Origin of the sequence: Sphingosinicella terrae, assembly GCF_003347635.1 — a bacterium.
GTDB classification, from domain to species: Bacteria; Pseudomonadota; Alphaproteobacteria; order Sphingomonadales; family Sphingomonadaceae; genus Allosphingosinicella; species Allosphingosinicella terrae.
The window spans coordinates 196,331-211,504 of sequence record NZ_QDFY01000003.1 but is presented as its reverse complement, the minus strand read 5'-3'; the positions used below and the strand labels follow the sequence as shown (position 1 = coordinate 211,504).

Here is a 15,174-nt window from a genome sequence, read left to right as displayed (position 1 = left end):
CACCCGACAGCGCGGTCGAAGCCGGGTCTAGCTCAGATGTTCATGGATCCGTCGAGCAACCTCGTCCGGATGCGTCATAGGGAAATCATGCCGGCCGCCGCGGATGATCCGCAAGACGGCATTCGGAAGCGATTCGGCCAGCCTTTCGCCGACGCGTGGGGGACTGATGGAATCCCTGTCTCCCCAGAGCAGCAAGGTGGGAGCGGTAATGGTCGACAATTGCAACGAGAGGTCCTCCCGGACCTGCGTGATCCACGACATGGCTCCGGGATATTCCTCGCGATACTCGGCTCGCCAGTCGAGGCCGCCGAGGGAGTCGACAGCAATTCCGCCAGACGTGCCGGCCAGCACGAGACGCCGGACGCTGCCCGGCGCTTCGATGGCGACCTTGAGCGCCACCAGGCCGCCCATCGACTGCGCGACGAGGTCGACCGGAGATTCGATGCGTGCAAGCACAAGGTCGACGAGATCGTCGATTCCCGTGACATCCGCGCGATGCGGCTCCACGCCAAGACCCGGCCAGGAGAAGCAATGACAATCCCAATCGGTCGGCAGGCGCTCGGCAACGGGCTTCCAGAACCGCGCGCTCCCGCTCGCCCCGGGTAGGAAGAGCTTCTTCGTCATCCTGCCCGGCTAGTTGCACCGGGCTTTCGCGTAAAGCAGGTTCGACGAAGGGGCGGCTTCGCGTTCGGAACGTTGCGCTTCTCGTCAGAGTCCATCCCGCACAGACTGGAGGAAGTATCTTATGCCGATCGCGCATGACGAAACGGCGATCCGCGACAGCCTGAACGAGCTCGCGCACGCGCTTCGCACCAGGGACACCCCTGGCGAAAGGAGATGATTGCATGATTACCTGCGTCGTCGATTACGAGATCGACCCCCTCGAGATAAAGGCTTTCGAGCGGTTCGCGAAACGCTGGATGGAACTGGTTCAGCAAGAAGGAGGGGTCCATCACGGCTACTTCCTCCCCTCGGAGGGATCGAGCGACCGGGCGCTGGCCCTGTTCAGTTTCCCCTCGCTCGCCGCGTATGAGGAATATAGGAGCAAGTTCGGCGTGGACGCCGCCTTCATCGAGGCCGATCGCATCCGGGACGAGAGCCGTTGCGTCCTTCGATACGACCGCACGTTCATGCGCCCACTCCTGCCTTAGATTCCGGGCGAGCCAGGGACGTCAGCGATCTCCCCCGGCCGCCCGCAGGGCACGCACGACATGATGCGTCAGCAACGCTCCCTCCTCATTCCAGGACCTGAATGAAATCGGCTCTGTCACGGCGCCTCCACCCGGGCCGGGACAGCCTCTAGATCATCGGTTCCGCACGCTCCGCCGGAGCCGCTGAGGCCCGCCTGGCGACCGACGTTGCGATCCTGGCCCAGGCGGCTCCGAGCCGCTCCATCGCCGTCTCCAGCCGCTCGGGCTCGAGGCTGAAGGGCAGCCGCACGAAACGCTCGTAGGCGCCGTCGACGCCGAAGCGCGGGCCGGCGCCGATGCGCACGCCCTGCGCCTCCGCCGCCGCGGCCAGGACGGTCGCGCAGGGAAAGGGCAGCTCGGCCCAGACGGAGAGGCCGCCCGCGGGCCGGGTCAACCGCCATTCCGGCATCCACCGCGCGGCGAGGTCGAGGACGAGATCCCGCTGCGCGCGAAGCTGCGCGCGCCGCCGCTCCAGCGGCTTTTCCGATCCGGCCAGCAGGGCGGTGACCGCCAGCTGCTCCAGCACCGGCGTGCCGAGATCGAGCGACGCGCGCGTCCGGGCGAGCGCGGCGACGAGCGGAGCGTCGGCCCTGATCCAGCCGACCCTCAGGCCGCCCCAGAAGGTCTTGCCGGTGGAACCCAGGCTGATCACCTGGGCCGCTTCGTCGAACGCCGCCAGCGGCGGCGGCGGCGGCGCGTCCAGCCACAGCTCCGCCATCGTCTCGTCGGAGACAAGGTAGGTGCGTGTGAGGGCGGCGGCTTCGGCGACCGCCCGCCGCGTCGCTATGTCCATGCAGCGGCCGGTCGGGTTGTGGAAGTCGGGCTGGATATAAGCGAGGCGCGGCGCCGTCTGGCGCAGGGTCGTGCGCAGCGCCTCCACGTCCCAGCCCTCCCCCGGCAGCGCCACCGGCACCGGACGGCACGAGGCCTGACGAATGGCATCGATGGCGAGCGCGTAGGTGGGATGATCGATGGCCACCCGATCGCCGGGACCCGCGAGATGGCGCAGCAGCAAGGCGAAGGCATTGTGGGCGCCGTGGGTGACCAGGATCTGGTCCGGATCGGTCGGCAGGCCGCGAGAGGCGTAGAGATTGGCGACGGCCGAGCGCAGGACTGGAAGGCCGATGGGCTCGTATCCGGTCCCCGGCAGGTAGGCGGGCAAGGCCAGGACCGCCTCGGCAAAGGCATGCTGCACGGCGTCGCCGGCGGGAACAGCCCCGATCGAGAAGTCCAGCACGCCGTCGCCCGGCTCGCCGCCGGTCGAAAGCTCGGCCCGCGCCGCCGGCCCGCGTGGAAGGGTGGCGCTGCTGCCTGAGCCGTGACGGCTCTGGAGGAATCCATGCTCGCGAAGCGAATCATAAGCCGCGCCGACGGTGGTGCGGCTGAGGGAAAGTTCGGCGGCGAGTTGCCTTTCGCCGGGAATCCTGATGCCGAGGCCCAGCCGCCCGTCGAGGATCAGGAGCCGGAGCGCCTCGGCCAACTGCCGGTAGGCGGCGCCGCCGCTGCCGGCCAGTCGCCACTCGCCGAGCAGCCGCGCGAGCGACGCGGCACCGATCCGCCTCCCGGTCATCAGTCCACTATTCCTCAAGTGGCCCTTTTGAGCAAGTCCACTTCTGCCTAGCAGGCCGGCATGATGACACGCCGCCTCGCCCAGCTCTTCGTCGGCCTCCTCCTCTACGGCCTCTCGATGGCCATGATGATCCGCGCCGGCCTCGGCCTCGATCCCTGGGACGTGTTCCATCAGGGCGTGGGCGACCGGACGCCGCTGAGTTTCGGTACCGTCGTCATCGTCACCGGTGCGGTCGTGCTCTTGCTGTGGATACCGCTCCGGCAGAAGCCGGGGATCGGGACGATCAGCAACATCGTCGTCATCGGGCTCGCCGCCGATCTCGGCCTGTGGCTGATCCCCGATTTGCACACCATGCCGGTCCGGGCGGCGATGCTCGCCGCCGGAATCTTCCTCAACGGCATCGCCGGCGGCGCCTATATCGGAGCCGGGCTCGGGCCAGGCCCTCGCGACGGGCTGATGACCGGCATCGTCGCCCGCACCGGCTGGTCGATCCGGCGGGTCCGCACGGCGATCGAGCTCACCGCCCTCGCCGTCGGCTGGGGTCTCGGCGGTACCGTCGGCGTCGGCACCATCCTCTACGCCGTGACGATCGGGCCGATCGTCCACGTCATGCTGCCGTTGTTCACGATCCGCGGCGGTGATGGCGGGTGGACCGGCCGCGGCGGCAATCGACCCGATGCGCCTTCGTCGACGCTCAGCCCGCGGCCGAACGCCTGATTTCCTGGAGACGCCGCCAGTAGTCGCGGTCGGGCGAGGGCGGCGTATGACGAAGCTCCTCTTCCTGGAGGACGGCGTCGATCTCGCCGCACGGCGCGATGTCGAGGCGTCCGGTCAGGCAGAGGACGAGCAGGGTCTCGATCACGGGGGATCCGGCGCTGCAGCCGTTGGCAGCGTTTCCCGACGTGCCGTATCGCCAGAGATATTCGGACAGGCAGCCGGTGCCATGCGTCCAGTAATATTGGCTGCCAGGCCCGGTGCCGTGCCGCCAATAATGCAAGGAGCCTATGCCGGTGCCGTTGCGGAAATAGAGATGCGAGCCCGGATCCCCGCCGTTGAAGAAGAAATGGAAGGATCCGGCGGCGGTGCCGTTCAGCAGATAATGGAGACTTCCCGGCGCCGTCCCGTTGCGCAGGAAGTGGCGCGAAGGCGCGTCGGTCGCGTTCTGCCAGCGATGTTCCGAGAGGATCCAGCCGCCGCCATCGATGCGGCCGGAGCCGATCTCGAGCTGCGCCTCATGGAGCGCGCGCGTTCCGTAGCGGCCGACCCATATCTCGTAGCGCCCGCTCGCCGGCCGTTCGATGCGCAGCACCGGGTTCAGCCCCGCCCCGGCCCCGTCATCGTTGCAGTGCCAGCGTCCGTCGGGGGCGTTGACGACGAGCGTCGTGTCCGCGGGAGAGGTGACGGACAGGACGAGCGGCGCCCCGCCCGCGACATAATGGACGCGCAGGTCCGGCGCATTGGAGATGAAGCCGACGCAGCGCTGATCGATGCGCGCGGCGGCGTCGATGTCGCCACCCGCCTGAAGCGCGACGCGGTGCGGATCCGGCGCGGAGCCGCCGCGCAGGGTGACGGTGCCGTAATTGGGCGAGGCATCGAAATCCTGTGCCGAGCACGGCACTGAGCCCGCGAGGAGCGCCAGCCCGGCGCCGGATGCCGACAGCCACTTCCACAACCGCATCGAGCCCCCTCCCCGCCGGCCGCCATTTTCGGAGGATGGAGCTGAACGGGCGATGGCTCGGCCCAGCGCGGCCGCCGCTGTCCCCTAGTGGTTCCTGACCATCATCACGTCGGAAAGGGAAGCCGAAAGCAGCGCCGAGGCACGGCTGCCGATCGTCGCATGGGCGACCCGCCCGCGGCCGTGAGTCCCCAGGACCAGCAGGTCGAAGGCGCCGCGCAGGAACCGTTCCTCCACGGCCTGCTCGAGATCCCCTTCTTCGACTCGAGCGGTGATGCGGCCGCGGAGCGAAGCTTCCACCTCGGCGAGCAGAAGCTCCATCTCGTCCTCCGCCTCCGCCCGCACCTGCGCCGCGCTCGCTTCCGCATCGAGCCGGTGGGGGTGGGCGGCGCCGTAGACATGGAGGAGCTCGATCTCGGCGCCGGCGAAGAAATCGCCCGCCGCCTCGAGCGCCGAATGAGCGGTGTTCGAGAAGTCGGTCAGGACCAGCAGCCGCTCGTAAGGGCGGCTCGAGCGGCGGCGCACGACCAGAACCGGGACCGGCGAGCGCCGCACCAGATAGTCGACGGCGGTGCCGAGCACGAAATCGACGGGCGAGTTGAACCGGGCCGTCCCGATGACGATCACCGGCGCATCCACGTCGAGCGCGACCCGCGCCAGCGTCGCCGGGACCGAGCCTTGCTCGAGGCGGATCTCTACCTTGTCGGCGCGCTCGCCGAGATCGCGGCGCGCCATCGCCTGCAGGCGTTCGAGCCTGGCGGGATCGGCCGCAGCCGCGCCGTCGAGCACATGAACGAGCAGGACGCCGCAACCCGTCGCCCCGGCCATGGCGAGCCCGCGCTCCACCACCCGATCGGAACGCGCACCGAGATCCGAGGCGACGAGGACAAGGGGTGCTTCGGCCATGGCTGCTCCGGACGGATCGGGGCGGCGTTCGCCGGCTCTTTCACGCCGGGCGAGCGTCCACCCTTCGAGGAGATGGGATCGTCCTAGTCCCGATGACGACGACCGCCATCAGGGTTCTCCCTGATGCGGGGGCGACTTTCCGGCAGGCTTTCAGCGTCACCGGGAGCCGATGGAGCCGCGCGGCCTCAGCAAAGCCAGCGCGCCAGTGGAGCCGCGGATTGCGCCGGCAGCCGAGGGGCGCGCATCAGTCGCGCGCCGAACCTCGGCGACGCCCGCATGTGCCATCTCGGCGGAACGGATACCTGCACCGATCAGGCGGCCTGGGAACGCGGGCGGCTGTCGTGCAGAGGCAGCGCGAAGGACACGACGGCGCCTCCCGTGGGCCGGTTCTCGGCCGCAAGGGTGCCCCGATGGGCTTCGATGATCGTGCGCGAGATGGAGAGACCGAGGCCGAGCCCGGTCTCCTTGGAGCTCGTCAGAGGCTGGAAGAGCCTGCCGCGAAGGCTGTCGGGAAAGCCTGGGCCATGGTCGACAACGCACACCACCATCCGGTCCCCTTCGACGGAGACCTCGATCCGCGGGGGCGGCGCGTCGCGGCCTTTCTGCGCCTCGCAGGCATTGCGGACCAGGTTCAGGATTACCTGCTGCAGCTGAACGGCGTCGGCCTCGACCAGCAGTTCCTGGTCGGCCTTCACCACCTCGATCGGGGAAGTGCACGTCCTCGTGAGCGAGACGATCGCCAGCGCCTCGTCCAGGATCGCGTCGATGCTGACCACGGTCCGGCTGCTGTTGTTCTTGGTCACGAGGTTGCGCATCCTCTGGATGATTTCGCCGACGCGCGCGACCTGCCGCCGCGCCTCCTGCATCGCCTCAACGATGGCCTGCGCGTCCGGACCCAGCTTGGCCGCCGTCCGCTGCGCCCCGCTGAGATAATTGCGCGCGGCGGCCAGCGGCTGGTTCAGCTCGTGCGCGAGCGTCGCGGTCAACGCGTTCATCTCGCCGATCCGGGCGAGATGGGCGACCTGATCCTGCAGGGCCTCGAGCTTCCTGCGCGCGGTGACGTCCTGGGTCGTGCCGTGGAAGCCGACCACCGCTCCGCCCGCGTCGCGGGTCGGGACCGCCGAGACCAGATGCCAGACGGTGCGCCCGCTGGGGAGCCGGACCTCCATCTCCCAGGCCGTCGGGTCGCCCGCTCCGACGAGGCGGACCGAGGCATCCATGGCCTCGGCGCCTTCGTCCGCCAGCAGGTCCGCGAACCCCTCCGTCAGCGGGCCGAGCGCCGGGTCCCGCTCGTACATCTCGTACAATTGCGGCGACCAGATCACCTTCCTGTCCTCGAATGTATAGGACCAGTCTCCCATCCCGCCGACGCGCTGCGCCTCCTCCAGCCGAGCCTTCGCGACGGCAAGGGCCATGGCGCGCCGCTCCCGCATCTTGAGGGCATGGCGCATCAGGAGGGCGACGACGATCGCCGCCAAGGTCACGAGCAATGCTCCGGCGATGAAGTAGCGCGCCCGTTGCCGCGCGTCGCGGAGCACCTCGTCCTCGAGGATGCTGTGGCTGACGAACAGCGGATAGCCGGGCACCCGCCGGTGGCTGATGAGCCTGTTCTGCCCATCGAGCGTCCCGGGGCCGATATGGCGACCCTGCTGCTCCGACCTTTGGAGACGGAAGATCGTTCCTCGACTGACGTCTTCCCCGGCACTGACCCGATCTCCGGTCCGCCGGGACCTCATGATCCCGTCCAGCCCGACCACCCAGGCGACCTCGGACGGCTTCACCGCCGTCTCGCCGAAGATTGCCGTCAGCTGTGCCGGCGACATGTTGATCGCGATCACGCCGGCGAAGCTGCCATCGGCATGGTTCAGGCGCCGCGAGAGCCAGATCGTCCAATCGCCCAGCAGCCGCGAATAAGCCGGCCTGCTGACGAACAGCCCGTCCGTGTCCCTCGCCACGTGGCTCGCGAAAGCAGGATGCGCGCGGACGTTGGAGGACAGCTCCCGCCCCGCCAGCGTGGTCGCGACCACATCGCCGGATGAGTCAACGACGCTCAACCCGAGAAAGGCGGGATTGAGCGCGATACGATCTTCGATCCGCTGCGGCCGGTCGGCCCGTCCCAGGCGCAGCGATCCCGAGGCGGTCAGCGCAGCGACGTGAAGCGCGGCCATGTTCGCCGTGTCCAGTGTTCGCGAGACATATTGCTGGAGCATGAGCGCGCGATCGTCATTGTGCGCGATCGCCAATCGCACCGCCTGCTCGCGCTCGAAGGCGATCTGCCTGGCCGCCGTCGTCCAGACCAGCATCGAAATACCCAGCGCAGCCGTCACGATCAGGACGTTGGCCCATCGTGTGAAGGTCGGCTGCCGTCGGCTCAAGGCTTCGCCCCCATGCTGGTCGGGAGAAGTAGACGGGCGGCAGCAAATAGGCGACCGCAATCAACAATACGCGTAGAAAAGCGACTCGTTGCGGCGGCGAGATATGTTGCGCAAAGACCGCCGGCTCTTGGTTGGCGTTACTGGCCGCTACTCCTGGCCTACGATCAGAAGCCAGAGCGCACGGACCGCGAGCCGGCCGTCTCTATCCGGCACAGCCGTGCAGCCTGGCCTCTGCAGGCGCCGGTTCTTTCAAACAGTCCTCGCCACACCTCGGAAGCCGCGGGAACACGCGTCGATGAGCCATTGCGGCCGCTCGACGGACCTTGGTGCAGGCTGGATCTCGTCCGCGGGCACTCCCAGCGCCTCTGCCATCCCCGCCTGGCGAGCGATCCCCAGGAGCTTGGCTGGGGCGGCAGGGTTCGAACCTGCGAATGCCGGTACCAAAAACCGGTGCCTTACCACTTGGCTACGCCCCAGCAGGCGCGGACGGGCCTTATCGCCGCCGGCGGAATTGCGAAAGCCCCTTCGCGATCAGGCTGTTGCCCCAGCGCCATCGCCCGCCGCGTTCCGGACCCCGCCGCGGCGGCGCGGGTCGAGCGCTCAGGCGTTCGACAGGCGCCGGTTGGCAAGGTCGATATAGTCCTTGCGCAGCTGCAGGGTGAGATCGCCCACCTCGAAGTTCCACGGGCCGGCGGAGGCGACCGGGGTGACCTCGGCGGCGCTGCCGGTGAGGAAGAACTGCTCGAAGCTCTCCAGCTCCTCCGGCCAGATCGCCCGCTCGACCACCTCGATGCCGCGGCGGCGGGCGAGATCGATGACGGTCTGGCGGGTGATGCCGTTGAGGAAGCAGTCGGGAGTCGGCGTGTGGATCCGGCCGTCGCGGATGAAGAAGGCGTTGGCCCCCGTCCCTTCGGCGACTTGGCCGCGCCAGTCGAACATCATCGCATCGTCGAAGCCCTTGGCCTGCGCCTCGTGCCGGGCGAGCGTGCAGATCATGTAGAGCCCGGCCGCCTTGGACTCGGTCGGCGCGGTATAGGGCGCCGGGCGGCGCCACTTGGAGATGTCGAGCCGGACGCCCTTGCGGATCGCCTCCTCGCCGAAATAGGCACCCCATTCCCAGGCGGCGATAGCGAGGTGGATCTTCGTCTTCTGCGCCGACACGCCCATCTGCTCGGAGCCGCGCCAGGCGATCGGCCGCATATAGGCGTCGGTGAGGCCGTTGGCGCGGAGCACGTCGCGGCAGCCCTCGTCGATCTCGGCGACGCTCCACGGAATCTCGAAGCCGAGCAATTCGGCGCTGCGCCGCAGCCGCGCGCTGTGATCGGACAGGCGGAACACCTCGCCCGCATAGGCGCGCTGCCCCTCGAACACCGAAGAGGCGTAATGGAGGGCATGGGTGAGCACGTGCACGTTCGCCTCGCGCCACGGCACCAGGGCGCCGTCGAACCAGATCATGCCGTCGCGATCGTGGAAGTTCGGGTAGTCGGTCATGAGGAGCGGATAAGGCGCGGGCGGCGAGGGGTCAACTTGGGTCGGTCCATGCCCGTCACGATGCGCGGCGGCGGGATTGCCGCCATTCTGAGCGGCGTGAAGGGCCGATTTTCAGACGCCGGTGACCGGCGGGTCAGCCTGATGGACTCTCGCGAAGACGCGAAGACGCGAAGGGAGCTCGACGATCCCGGGACGGCAACCTCGCCTTCTTTCAGGAGAAAGAGATCCTGCCCTTCGCCAGGATGACGAAGAGGGAGACATGCTTTCGCGGCTTCGCGTGGGCCCATCGAACGCCCCCGCCGCATAGCGTTCGAGCAGAGGCCCCGTCAGCTCCGACGCGCCGCGGCGGCGAGCTCCTGGCCGCGGCGGCGGGCGGCCCGCAGGGTGTCGGCGACGAGGGCCGCGAGGGCGTCGTCGGCGTCGAGCACCTCGAGGCCGGCCTGGGTGGTGCCGCCGGGGCTGGTGACCCGGGCGGCGAGCTCGGCGAGGCCGACGCCTTCGTGGGCGGCGAGCGCGGCGGCGCCGCCGGCAGTGGCGATGGCGAGGCGATGGGCTTGCTCCGCCGGCATGCCGAGCGACGCGGCGCCCTCGGCGAGCGCCTCGATGAATCGGTAGACGAAGGCGGGGCCGCTGCCGGCCAAAGCGGTGACGAGGTCGAAGGCCTGCTCGTCCTCGAACCATTCGGCGTGGCCGAGCGCCGCCATCAGGCCCATCAGTTCGGCGCGGGCGGTGAGATCGGCGGTCTCGCCGAACAGGCCGACGACGCCCCGGCCGAGGCTGACCGGCAGGTTGGGCATCGCCCGCACCAGGGTGCGCGGCGCCGTGAAGCGACGCCTGAGCGAGGCGAGCTCGACCCCGGCGAGGATCGAGACGAGCATGGTGGCGGCATCGAGCGCCGAGGCGAGCGGCGCGGCGACGAGGTCGAGCTGGTGGGGCTTCATCGCCAGCAGCACGATCGCCGGCACCTCGTCCTCAGGATAATCGGTGAGGACCCGCACCCCGTCGGCGACCGGGCGCCCGCTCGGACGGATGATGGTGACGTGGCGCGGCTCCACCCCCGAGGCAAGCCAGCCCTGCAGCATGGCCGAGCCCATATGGCCGCAGCCGACGAACCAGAGCGGACCGGGAAGGAGGGGATCGCTGGCCATGGAGCGCCGCCGCTAGAACGTTTCCGTCATCCCCGCGGAAGCGGGGATCCAGCTGTCCTCACGGAGCCGGGAACGGACGAGCGAAGTCGGAGAAAGCGAGGCGAGGAGAGAAGCTGGATCCCCGCCTGCGCGGGGATGACGAGGGGGGCACGAAGGGCCCATGTCCCGCCCGTCAGGCCTCGCCCTGGGTCTCGATGAGGGCGGCCGCGATGGCTTCCTGGGGAGTCTTGTCGGCCCACAGGACGAACTGGAAGACCGGATAGAAGCGTTCGCATTCCTCGATCGCGGCTTCGACCAGCGTCTCGGCCTGCTGGAGGCTGAGCGTGCCGCCTTCGTCGCCCTCGAGCAAGGCGGCGTGCCGGAACAGGACCAGCCCCGATGCGGACCACAATTCGAAATGGCCGAGCCAGAGTTGCTCGTTGATCAGGCCGATCGTCTCGTAGGTCGCCTCGCGCTTGTCGGCGGCGACGCGAACGTCGGGAAGGGCGAGGAACTGGAGGACCTGGTCCTCCTCGCGCCAGATCGCGCGCAGCTCATATTGGGTCCAGCTGCCCTGGAAGCTGGAGACGATCTCGTCGTCGCCATTGCGCTCATAGGCCCAGCCGAGGGCGCCGAAATATTGCTCGAGCATGTCGATCGGCGCGCTCGCCTCGCGCTCCAGCTCGTACTCATCCATGTTCATGAAGCGGTCCCCGGTCCTCTTCTGTTCCAGCAAATCTGCCTTTCTCCGCCGCAAAGCGCAAGAAAAGGCGCGGTTCCGCCCCAAATTATCTGTGGATATTCGCCGATCGGCTCAGGGGACGGCGCCCTCGCTGGCGCCCTCTTCGCCCGCCTTGCGACGGCCGCGCCCCGGCGCCGGCGCCGCGGCGAGACAGGCAATGGCCGCCTCCAGCGCCTCCACCCGCGCGCGCAGCGCCTGGCTCTCCTCGCGGGCGGCGACGGCGATCGACTTGGCCGCCTCGAACTCCTCCCGGCTGACCATGTCGAGCCCGCCGATCCAGTCACGCGCCCGCTCCTGCATCGCCGTCTGCGCCTCGCGGGTCATGCCGGCGAGGGTCCCGGCGGCGCCGTTCATGACCTTCACGAAATCGTCGAACAGGCGGTTCTGCGACTGCATCGGGGAATCTCCATTCTCTCTCGTCAGAGGCGGATATCGGTGCTCGCCCGCCCCGGCGCAAGTTCGGACGCCCCGGGGTTCGCCCGGTCGATGGCGAAGGTGAGGGCCGCGGCGAAGCAGAGCCAGCCGAGATAAGGCAGCATCAGCAGCGCCGCCCCGCGGCGGATCCGCCAGGCGAGCCCGACCAGGACGATCGTCAGCGCGATCATCGCCAGGATCAAAGCGAGCGCGGCGCCGATCTCGTGCGCGGCGAAGAAAAGCGGCGACCAGGCATAGTTCATCGCCAGCTGGACCAGGAAAAGAGTGACGACGAGGCCGCGGCCGCGGGCGCCGCGGGCATGAAGCAGCATGGCCAGCGCGAGGCCGAGAAAGATGTAGAGCAGGGTCCAGGCGGCGCCGAACGTCCAGCCCGGCGGCATGAAGGACGGCTTGTCGAGCGCGTCGAACCAGGGATTGCCGTAGCCGGAATTGGCCGCGCGGCCGGAGAGGGTGCCGAGCAGCAGCACCAGCGGCACGGTCACCAGCGCCCAGCGCAGGAAGCTCATCCGAAGCTGCGACCGGGAGGCGATTTCCATCATGCCGGGTTCCTTCTCACTCGGCCGGAGCCGGCTGGGCGGGGGATTCGAGCTGCTCCTCGAGCCTGCGCGTAACCGCCAGCGGCGATCCGGTGAAGCGGGCGAGGCGCGAATAGAGCAAGGGGATCAGGAAGAGCGTGATGAGGGTGGCGATCGACACGCCCCAGACGATGACCGTGCCGATCGTCGCCCGCGCGGCCGCGCCTGCGCCGCTGGCGATCATCAGAGGCACCGCGCCGGCCGCCGTCGCGATCGAGGTCATCAGGATCGGCCTCAGCCGCCGGCGCGACGCCTCGCGGATCGATTCGCCGATGTCCCGGCCGGTGTCGCGCAGCTGGTTGGCGAACTCGACGATGAGGATCCCGTTCTTGGCGGCAAGGCCGACCAGCATGACCAGCCCGACCTGGCTGTAGAGATTGAGCGTGTGGCCCATCACCGCAAGGCCGATCCCCCCGCCGGCCACGGCGAGCGGGACGGTGGTGATGATCACCGCCGGATGGACGAAGCTCTCGAATTGCGCGGCGAGCAGCAGGTAGACGACGAGGATGGTCAGGGCGAAGACGAAATAGATCGATCCGCCGGTCTCGCGGAACGCCTGGCTCTCGCCGCGATAGCCGACGGCGAGCACCTCGGGCGACACGGCGGCCTGCGCTTCGAGGAAGTCGAGCGCGTCGCCGAGCGCATATCCGGGTGCCAGCCCGCCCGACAGGGTGATCGCCCGCAGCTTGTTGTAGCGGCCGAGATCGCGGGCGCCGGCCGTCTCGCGGACGGTGACGAGGTTCGACAGCGGCACCAGCGCGCCGGTCCGGCTGCGCACGTAGATGGAGGCGAGGTTGGATTCGGTGGCGCGGGCATTGGCCTCGGCCTGGACGATCACCCGATATTCCTCGCCGCGGTCGATATAGGTGGAGACGCGGCGCGAGCCGAGCAGGCTCTGCAGCGCCTGGCTCACCTCCTCGACCGAGACCCCGAGATCGCCGGCGCGGGCGGTGTTGACGTCGATCCGCAGCTGCGGCTTCGTCTCCTTATAGTCGCTGTCGAGATTGACGATGCCGGGATTGGCTGCCGCGGCGGCGAGGATGCGGTCGCGCGCCCGCGCCAGCGATTCGTAGGTTGCGCCGGCGATGACGAAATTGACCGGCTGGCCGCGGCCGCGGCCCAGCGAGGAGCGGACCTGGGCGTTGCCGCGCACCGCCGGCACCTCGGTGAGGATGCGGTTGATCTGGCCGACCACGTCCTGGGTGGACTGGTCGCGCTCCTCCCAGGGCCGGAGGAACACCACCATCGTGCCGCTGTTGAAATCGTCGCTGGTGCCGAAGCCGCCGGGCGTGCGGGTGATGACCGACCGGACCGTGCCCTGCTCGAGCAGGGGAAGGATCCGCCCCTGCACGTCGACCATGTAGCGATCCATCTCGTCGAAGCCGGTGCCTTCGGGGGCGGAGACGTTGGCGCTGAGGATGCCGACATCCTCCGCCGGGGCGAGCTCGGAGCGCAGGCCGGCGAACAGGATCCCCGCCCCGGCCAGGAAGGTGACCACGAGGATCGACGGGACGAGCGGCCGGCGAAGCACGGTGTCGAGCAGGCGTGCATAGCGCGCCTCGAGGCCGCGGAAGCGATCGTCGATCCAGGCGGAGAAGCCGCGCCTTTCCTCGTGACGGAGCAGCTTGGAGCAGAGCATCGGCGCCAGGCTGAGCGCGAAGAAGCCGGAAAAGGCGACCGCGCCGATCATCGCCGCCGCGAGCTCGCGGAACAGGAGGCCGGTCTGGCCGGCGATGAACATGACCGGGACGAAGACCGCGCAGACGACGAGGGTGGTCGAGATGATGGCGAAGCCGACCTGGCGGGTTCCTTCGAACGCCGCCTTGAGCGGCGGATCGCCTTCCTCGATCCGGTGATAGACATTCTCGAGGACGACGATGGCGTCGTCGACGACGATGCCGATCGACAGCACGAGCGCGAGCAGGGTGAGCAGGTTGATCGAGAAGCCGAACAGCCAAAGCACCCCGAAGCTCGCGAGCAGGCACAGGGGCACGGTGACCGCAGGGATCAGGGTCGCCCGCCAGCTGCCCAGGAACAGGTAGATGACCAGCACCACCAGCACCGCCGCCTCGATGAGCGTCACCCCGACCTTGTCGATCGCGCGGTCGATGAACTGGGAATCGTCCGATCCGACGACGATCTCCATCCCTTCCGGCAAGGAGCCGCGCAGCTGTTCCGCGACGTCCTTCGCGGATTGGGCGACGGCGAGGGTGTTGGCGCCGGACTGGCGGACGATGCCGAGCCCGACCGCCGAATCGCCGTTCAGCCGGAACCGCGAATAGGGATTCTCCGGTCCCTGCTCGACCCGGGCGACGTCGGCGAGCCGGACGAGATAGCCGTCCTGGCCGCGGCCGACGATGAGCCCCGAAAATTCGTCGACGGTCGTGAAGGGGCGATCGACGCGCAGGGTGACGTTCTGCTGGGCCGATTCCAGCCGCCCGGCGGGAAGCTCGACATTTTGGCGGCGCAGCGCGGCCTCGATGTCGGCGGGGGTGAGGCCGAAGGCGGCGAGGCGCTCGGGCTTCATCCAGATCCGCATCGCCGGCCGCGCATCGCCGCCGACGAAGACGCGGGCGACGCCGTCGAGCGAGGAGAAACGGTCGACGAGGTTGCGCTCGACATAGTCGCTGAGCTGGAGCTGCGACCAGCCCGGTTTGGAGATGACCAGGAACATGATCGGCGAAGCGTCCGCATCGACCTTGCGCACTTCCGGCGCCAGCGCCTCGTCGGGAAGGTCGTCGGCGACGCTGCCGACCCGGTCGCGCACGTCGTTGGCGGCGGCATCGACGTCGCGCCCGGCCTCGAATTCCAGCGTGATGTCGGACTCGCCGTCCTGCGAGCGCGAGGTGATCGTCTGCAGGCCCTCGATCCCGGCGAGCTGCTCCTCGATGACCTGGGTGACCCGGGTCTCGATCACGCTCGCCGCGGCGCCGATATAGCGGGTCTCGACCGACACGATCGGCGGATCGACGTCGGGATATTCGCGTACCGAAAGACTGAAGAAGCCGACGATCCCGACCACCGCCACGAGCATGGCGACGACCGCCGCGAATACGGGACGGCGGACGGAAAGATCGGAAAGCTGCAT

Annotated in this window: 13 protein-coding genes and 1 tRNA gene; 2 read left to right on the top strand and 12 right to left on the bottom strand. The window is 69.0% G+C overall.

Annotated elements, in window-relative coordinates:
• Positions 1–27 precede the first annotated feature (27 nt).
• Entirely contained in the window at positions 28–624 is a 597-nt protein-coding gene (locus tag DDE10_RS09285) for an alpha/beta fold hydrolase (protein ID WP_114952480.1), read from the bottom strand.
• Between the two features lie 221 nt (positions 625–845).
• Between DDE10_RS09285 and DDE10_RS09280 the strand changes: the two genes are divergently transcribed.
• Positions 846–1,151 carry an NIPSNAP family protein gene (locus DDE10_RS09280; RefSeq protein ID WP_114952479.1) on the top strand — a complete coding sequence of 102 codons (306 nt, stop codon included), beginning with the start codon at positions 846–848 and terminating at the stop codon, positions 1,149–1,151.
• Positions 1,152–1,299: 148 nt separating this feature from the next.
• Here the strand turns inward: DDE10_RS09280 and yczR are convergent, their stop codons facing one another.
• Positions 1,300–2,760, bottom strand: coding sequence for a MocR-like transcription factor YczR (yczR, locus tag DDE10_RS09275; RefSeq protein ID WP_114952478.1), 1,461 nt, complete (start codon positions 2,758–2,760; stop codon positions 1,300–1,302).
• Between the two features lie 60 nt (positions 2,761–2,820).
• On the opposite strand from yczR, the gene yczE reads away from it, so the two are divergent.
• The gene (yczE, locus tag DDE10_RS09270; protein WP_284734550.1) at positions 2,821–3,477 is read left to right on the top strand and encodes a membrane protein YczE; all 657 of its coding nucleotides are present in this window, start codon (positions 2,821–2,823) and stop codon (positions 3,475–3,477) included.
• Here yczE and DDE10_RS23775 read toward each other — a convergent pair.
• The 10 genes from DDE10_RS23775 to DDE10_RS09220 all read right to left on the bottom strand — a co-directional run bounded on the left by DDE10_RS23775 (position 3,455) and on the right by DDE10_RS09220 (position 15,174).
• Entirely contained in the window at positions 3,455–4,438 is a 984-nt protein-coding gene (locus tag DDE10_RS23775; RefSeq protein ID WP_284734549.1) for a hypothetical protein, read from the bottom strand. The two genes, yczE and DDE10_RS23775, sit on opposite strands and share 23 nt — an antisense overlap.
• A gap of 84 nt (positions 4,439–4,522) precedes the next feature.
• On the bottom strand, positions 4,523–5,341 hold the full coding sequence (locus tag DDE10_RS09260) for a universal stress protein (RefSeq protein WP_114952477.1): 819 nt from the start codon (positions 5,339–5,341) through the stop codon (positions 4,523–4,525).
• 311 nt (positions 5,342–5,652) lie between these two features.
• Positions 5,653–7,716: an ATP-binding protein gene (locus DDE10_RS09255; RefSeq protein ID WP_114952476.1), complete on the bottom strand. Its 2,064-nt coding sequence runs from the start codon at positions 7,714–7,716 to the stop codon at positions 5,653–5,655.
• 401 nt (positions 7,717–8,117) lie between these two features.
• Positions 8,118–8,192: transfer RNA gene (locus DDE10_RS09250), tRNA-Gln, on the bottom strand.
• A gap of 124 nt (positions 8,193–8,316) precedes the next feature.
• The gene (locus DDE10_RS09245) at positions 8,317–9,207 is read right to left on the bottom strand and encodes a branched-chain amino acid aminotransferase (protein ID WP_114952475.1); all 891 of its coding nucleotides are present in this window, start codon (positions 9,205–9,207) and stop codon (positions 8,317–8,319) included.
• Positions 9,208–9,533: 326 nt separating this feature from the next.
• Positions 9,534–10,355 (bottom strand): pyrroline-5-carboxylate reductase, encoded by an 822-nt coding sequence (proC, locus tag DDE10_RS09240; protein WP_114952474.1) that lies wholly within the window; start codon positions 10,353–10,355, stop codon positions 9,534–9,536.
• 172 nt (positions 10,356–10,527) lie between these two features.
• Positions 10,528–11,037 (bottom strand): type III secretion system chaperone family protein, encoded by a 510-nt coding sequence (locus DDE10_RS09235; protein ID WP_114952677.1) that lies wholly within the window; start codon positions 11,035–11,037, stop codon positions 10,528–10,530.
• A gap of 111 nt (positions 11,038–11,148) precedes the next feature.
• Positions 11,149–11,472, bottom strand: coding sequence for an accessory factor UbiK family protein (locus tag DDE10_RS09230; protein ID WP_114952473.1), 324 nt, complete (start codon positions 11,470–11,472; stop codon positions 11,149–11,151).
• A 23-nt stretch (positions 11,473–11,495) separates the two neighbouring features.
• Positions 11,496–12,050, bottom strand: a complete 555-nt coding sequence (locus DDE10_RS09225; protein WP_114952472.1) for a TspO/MBR family protein — start codon at positions 12,048–12,050, stop codon at positions 11,496–11,498.
• Between the two features lie 13 nt (positions 12,051–12,063).
• Entirely contained in the window at positions 12,064–15,174 is a 3,111-nt protein-coding gene (locus DDE10_RS09220; RefSeq protein ID WP_114952471.1) for an efflux RND transporter permease subunit, read from the bottom strand.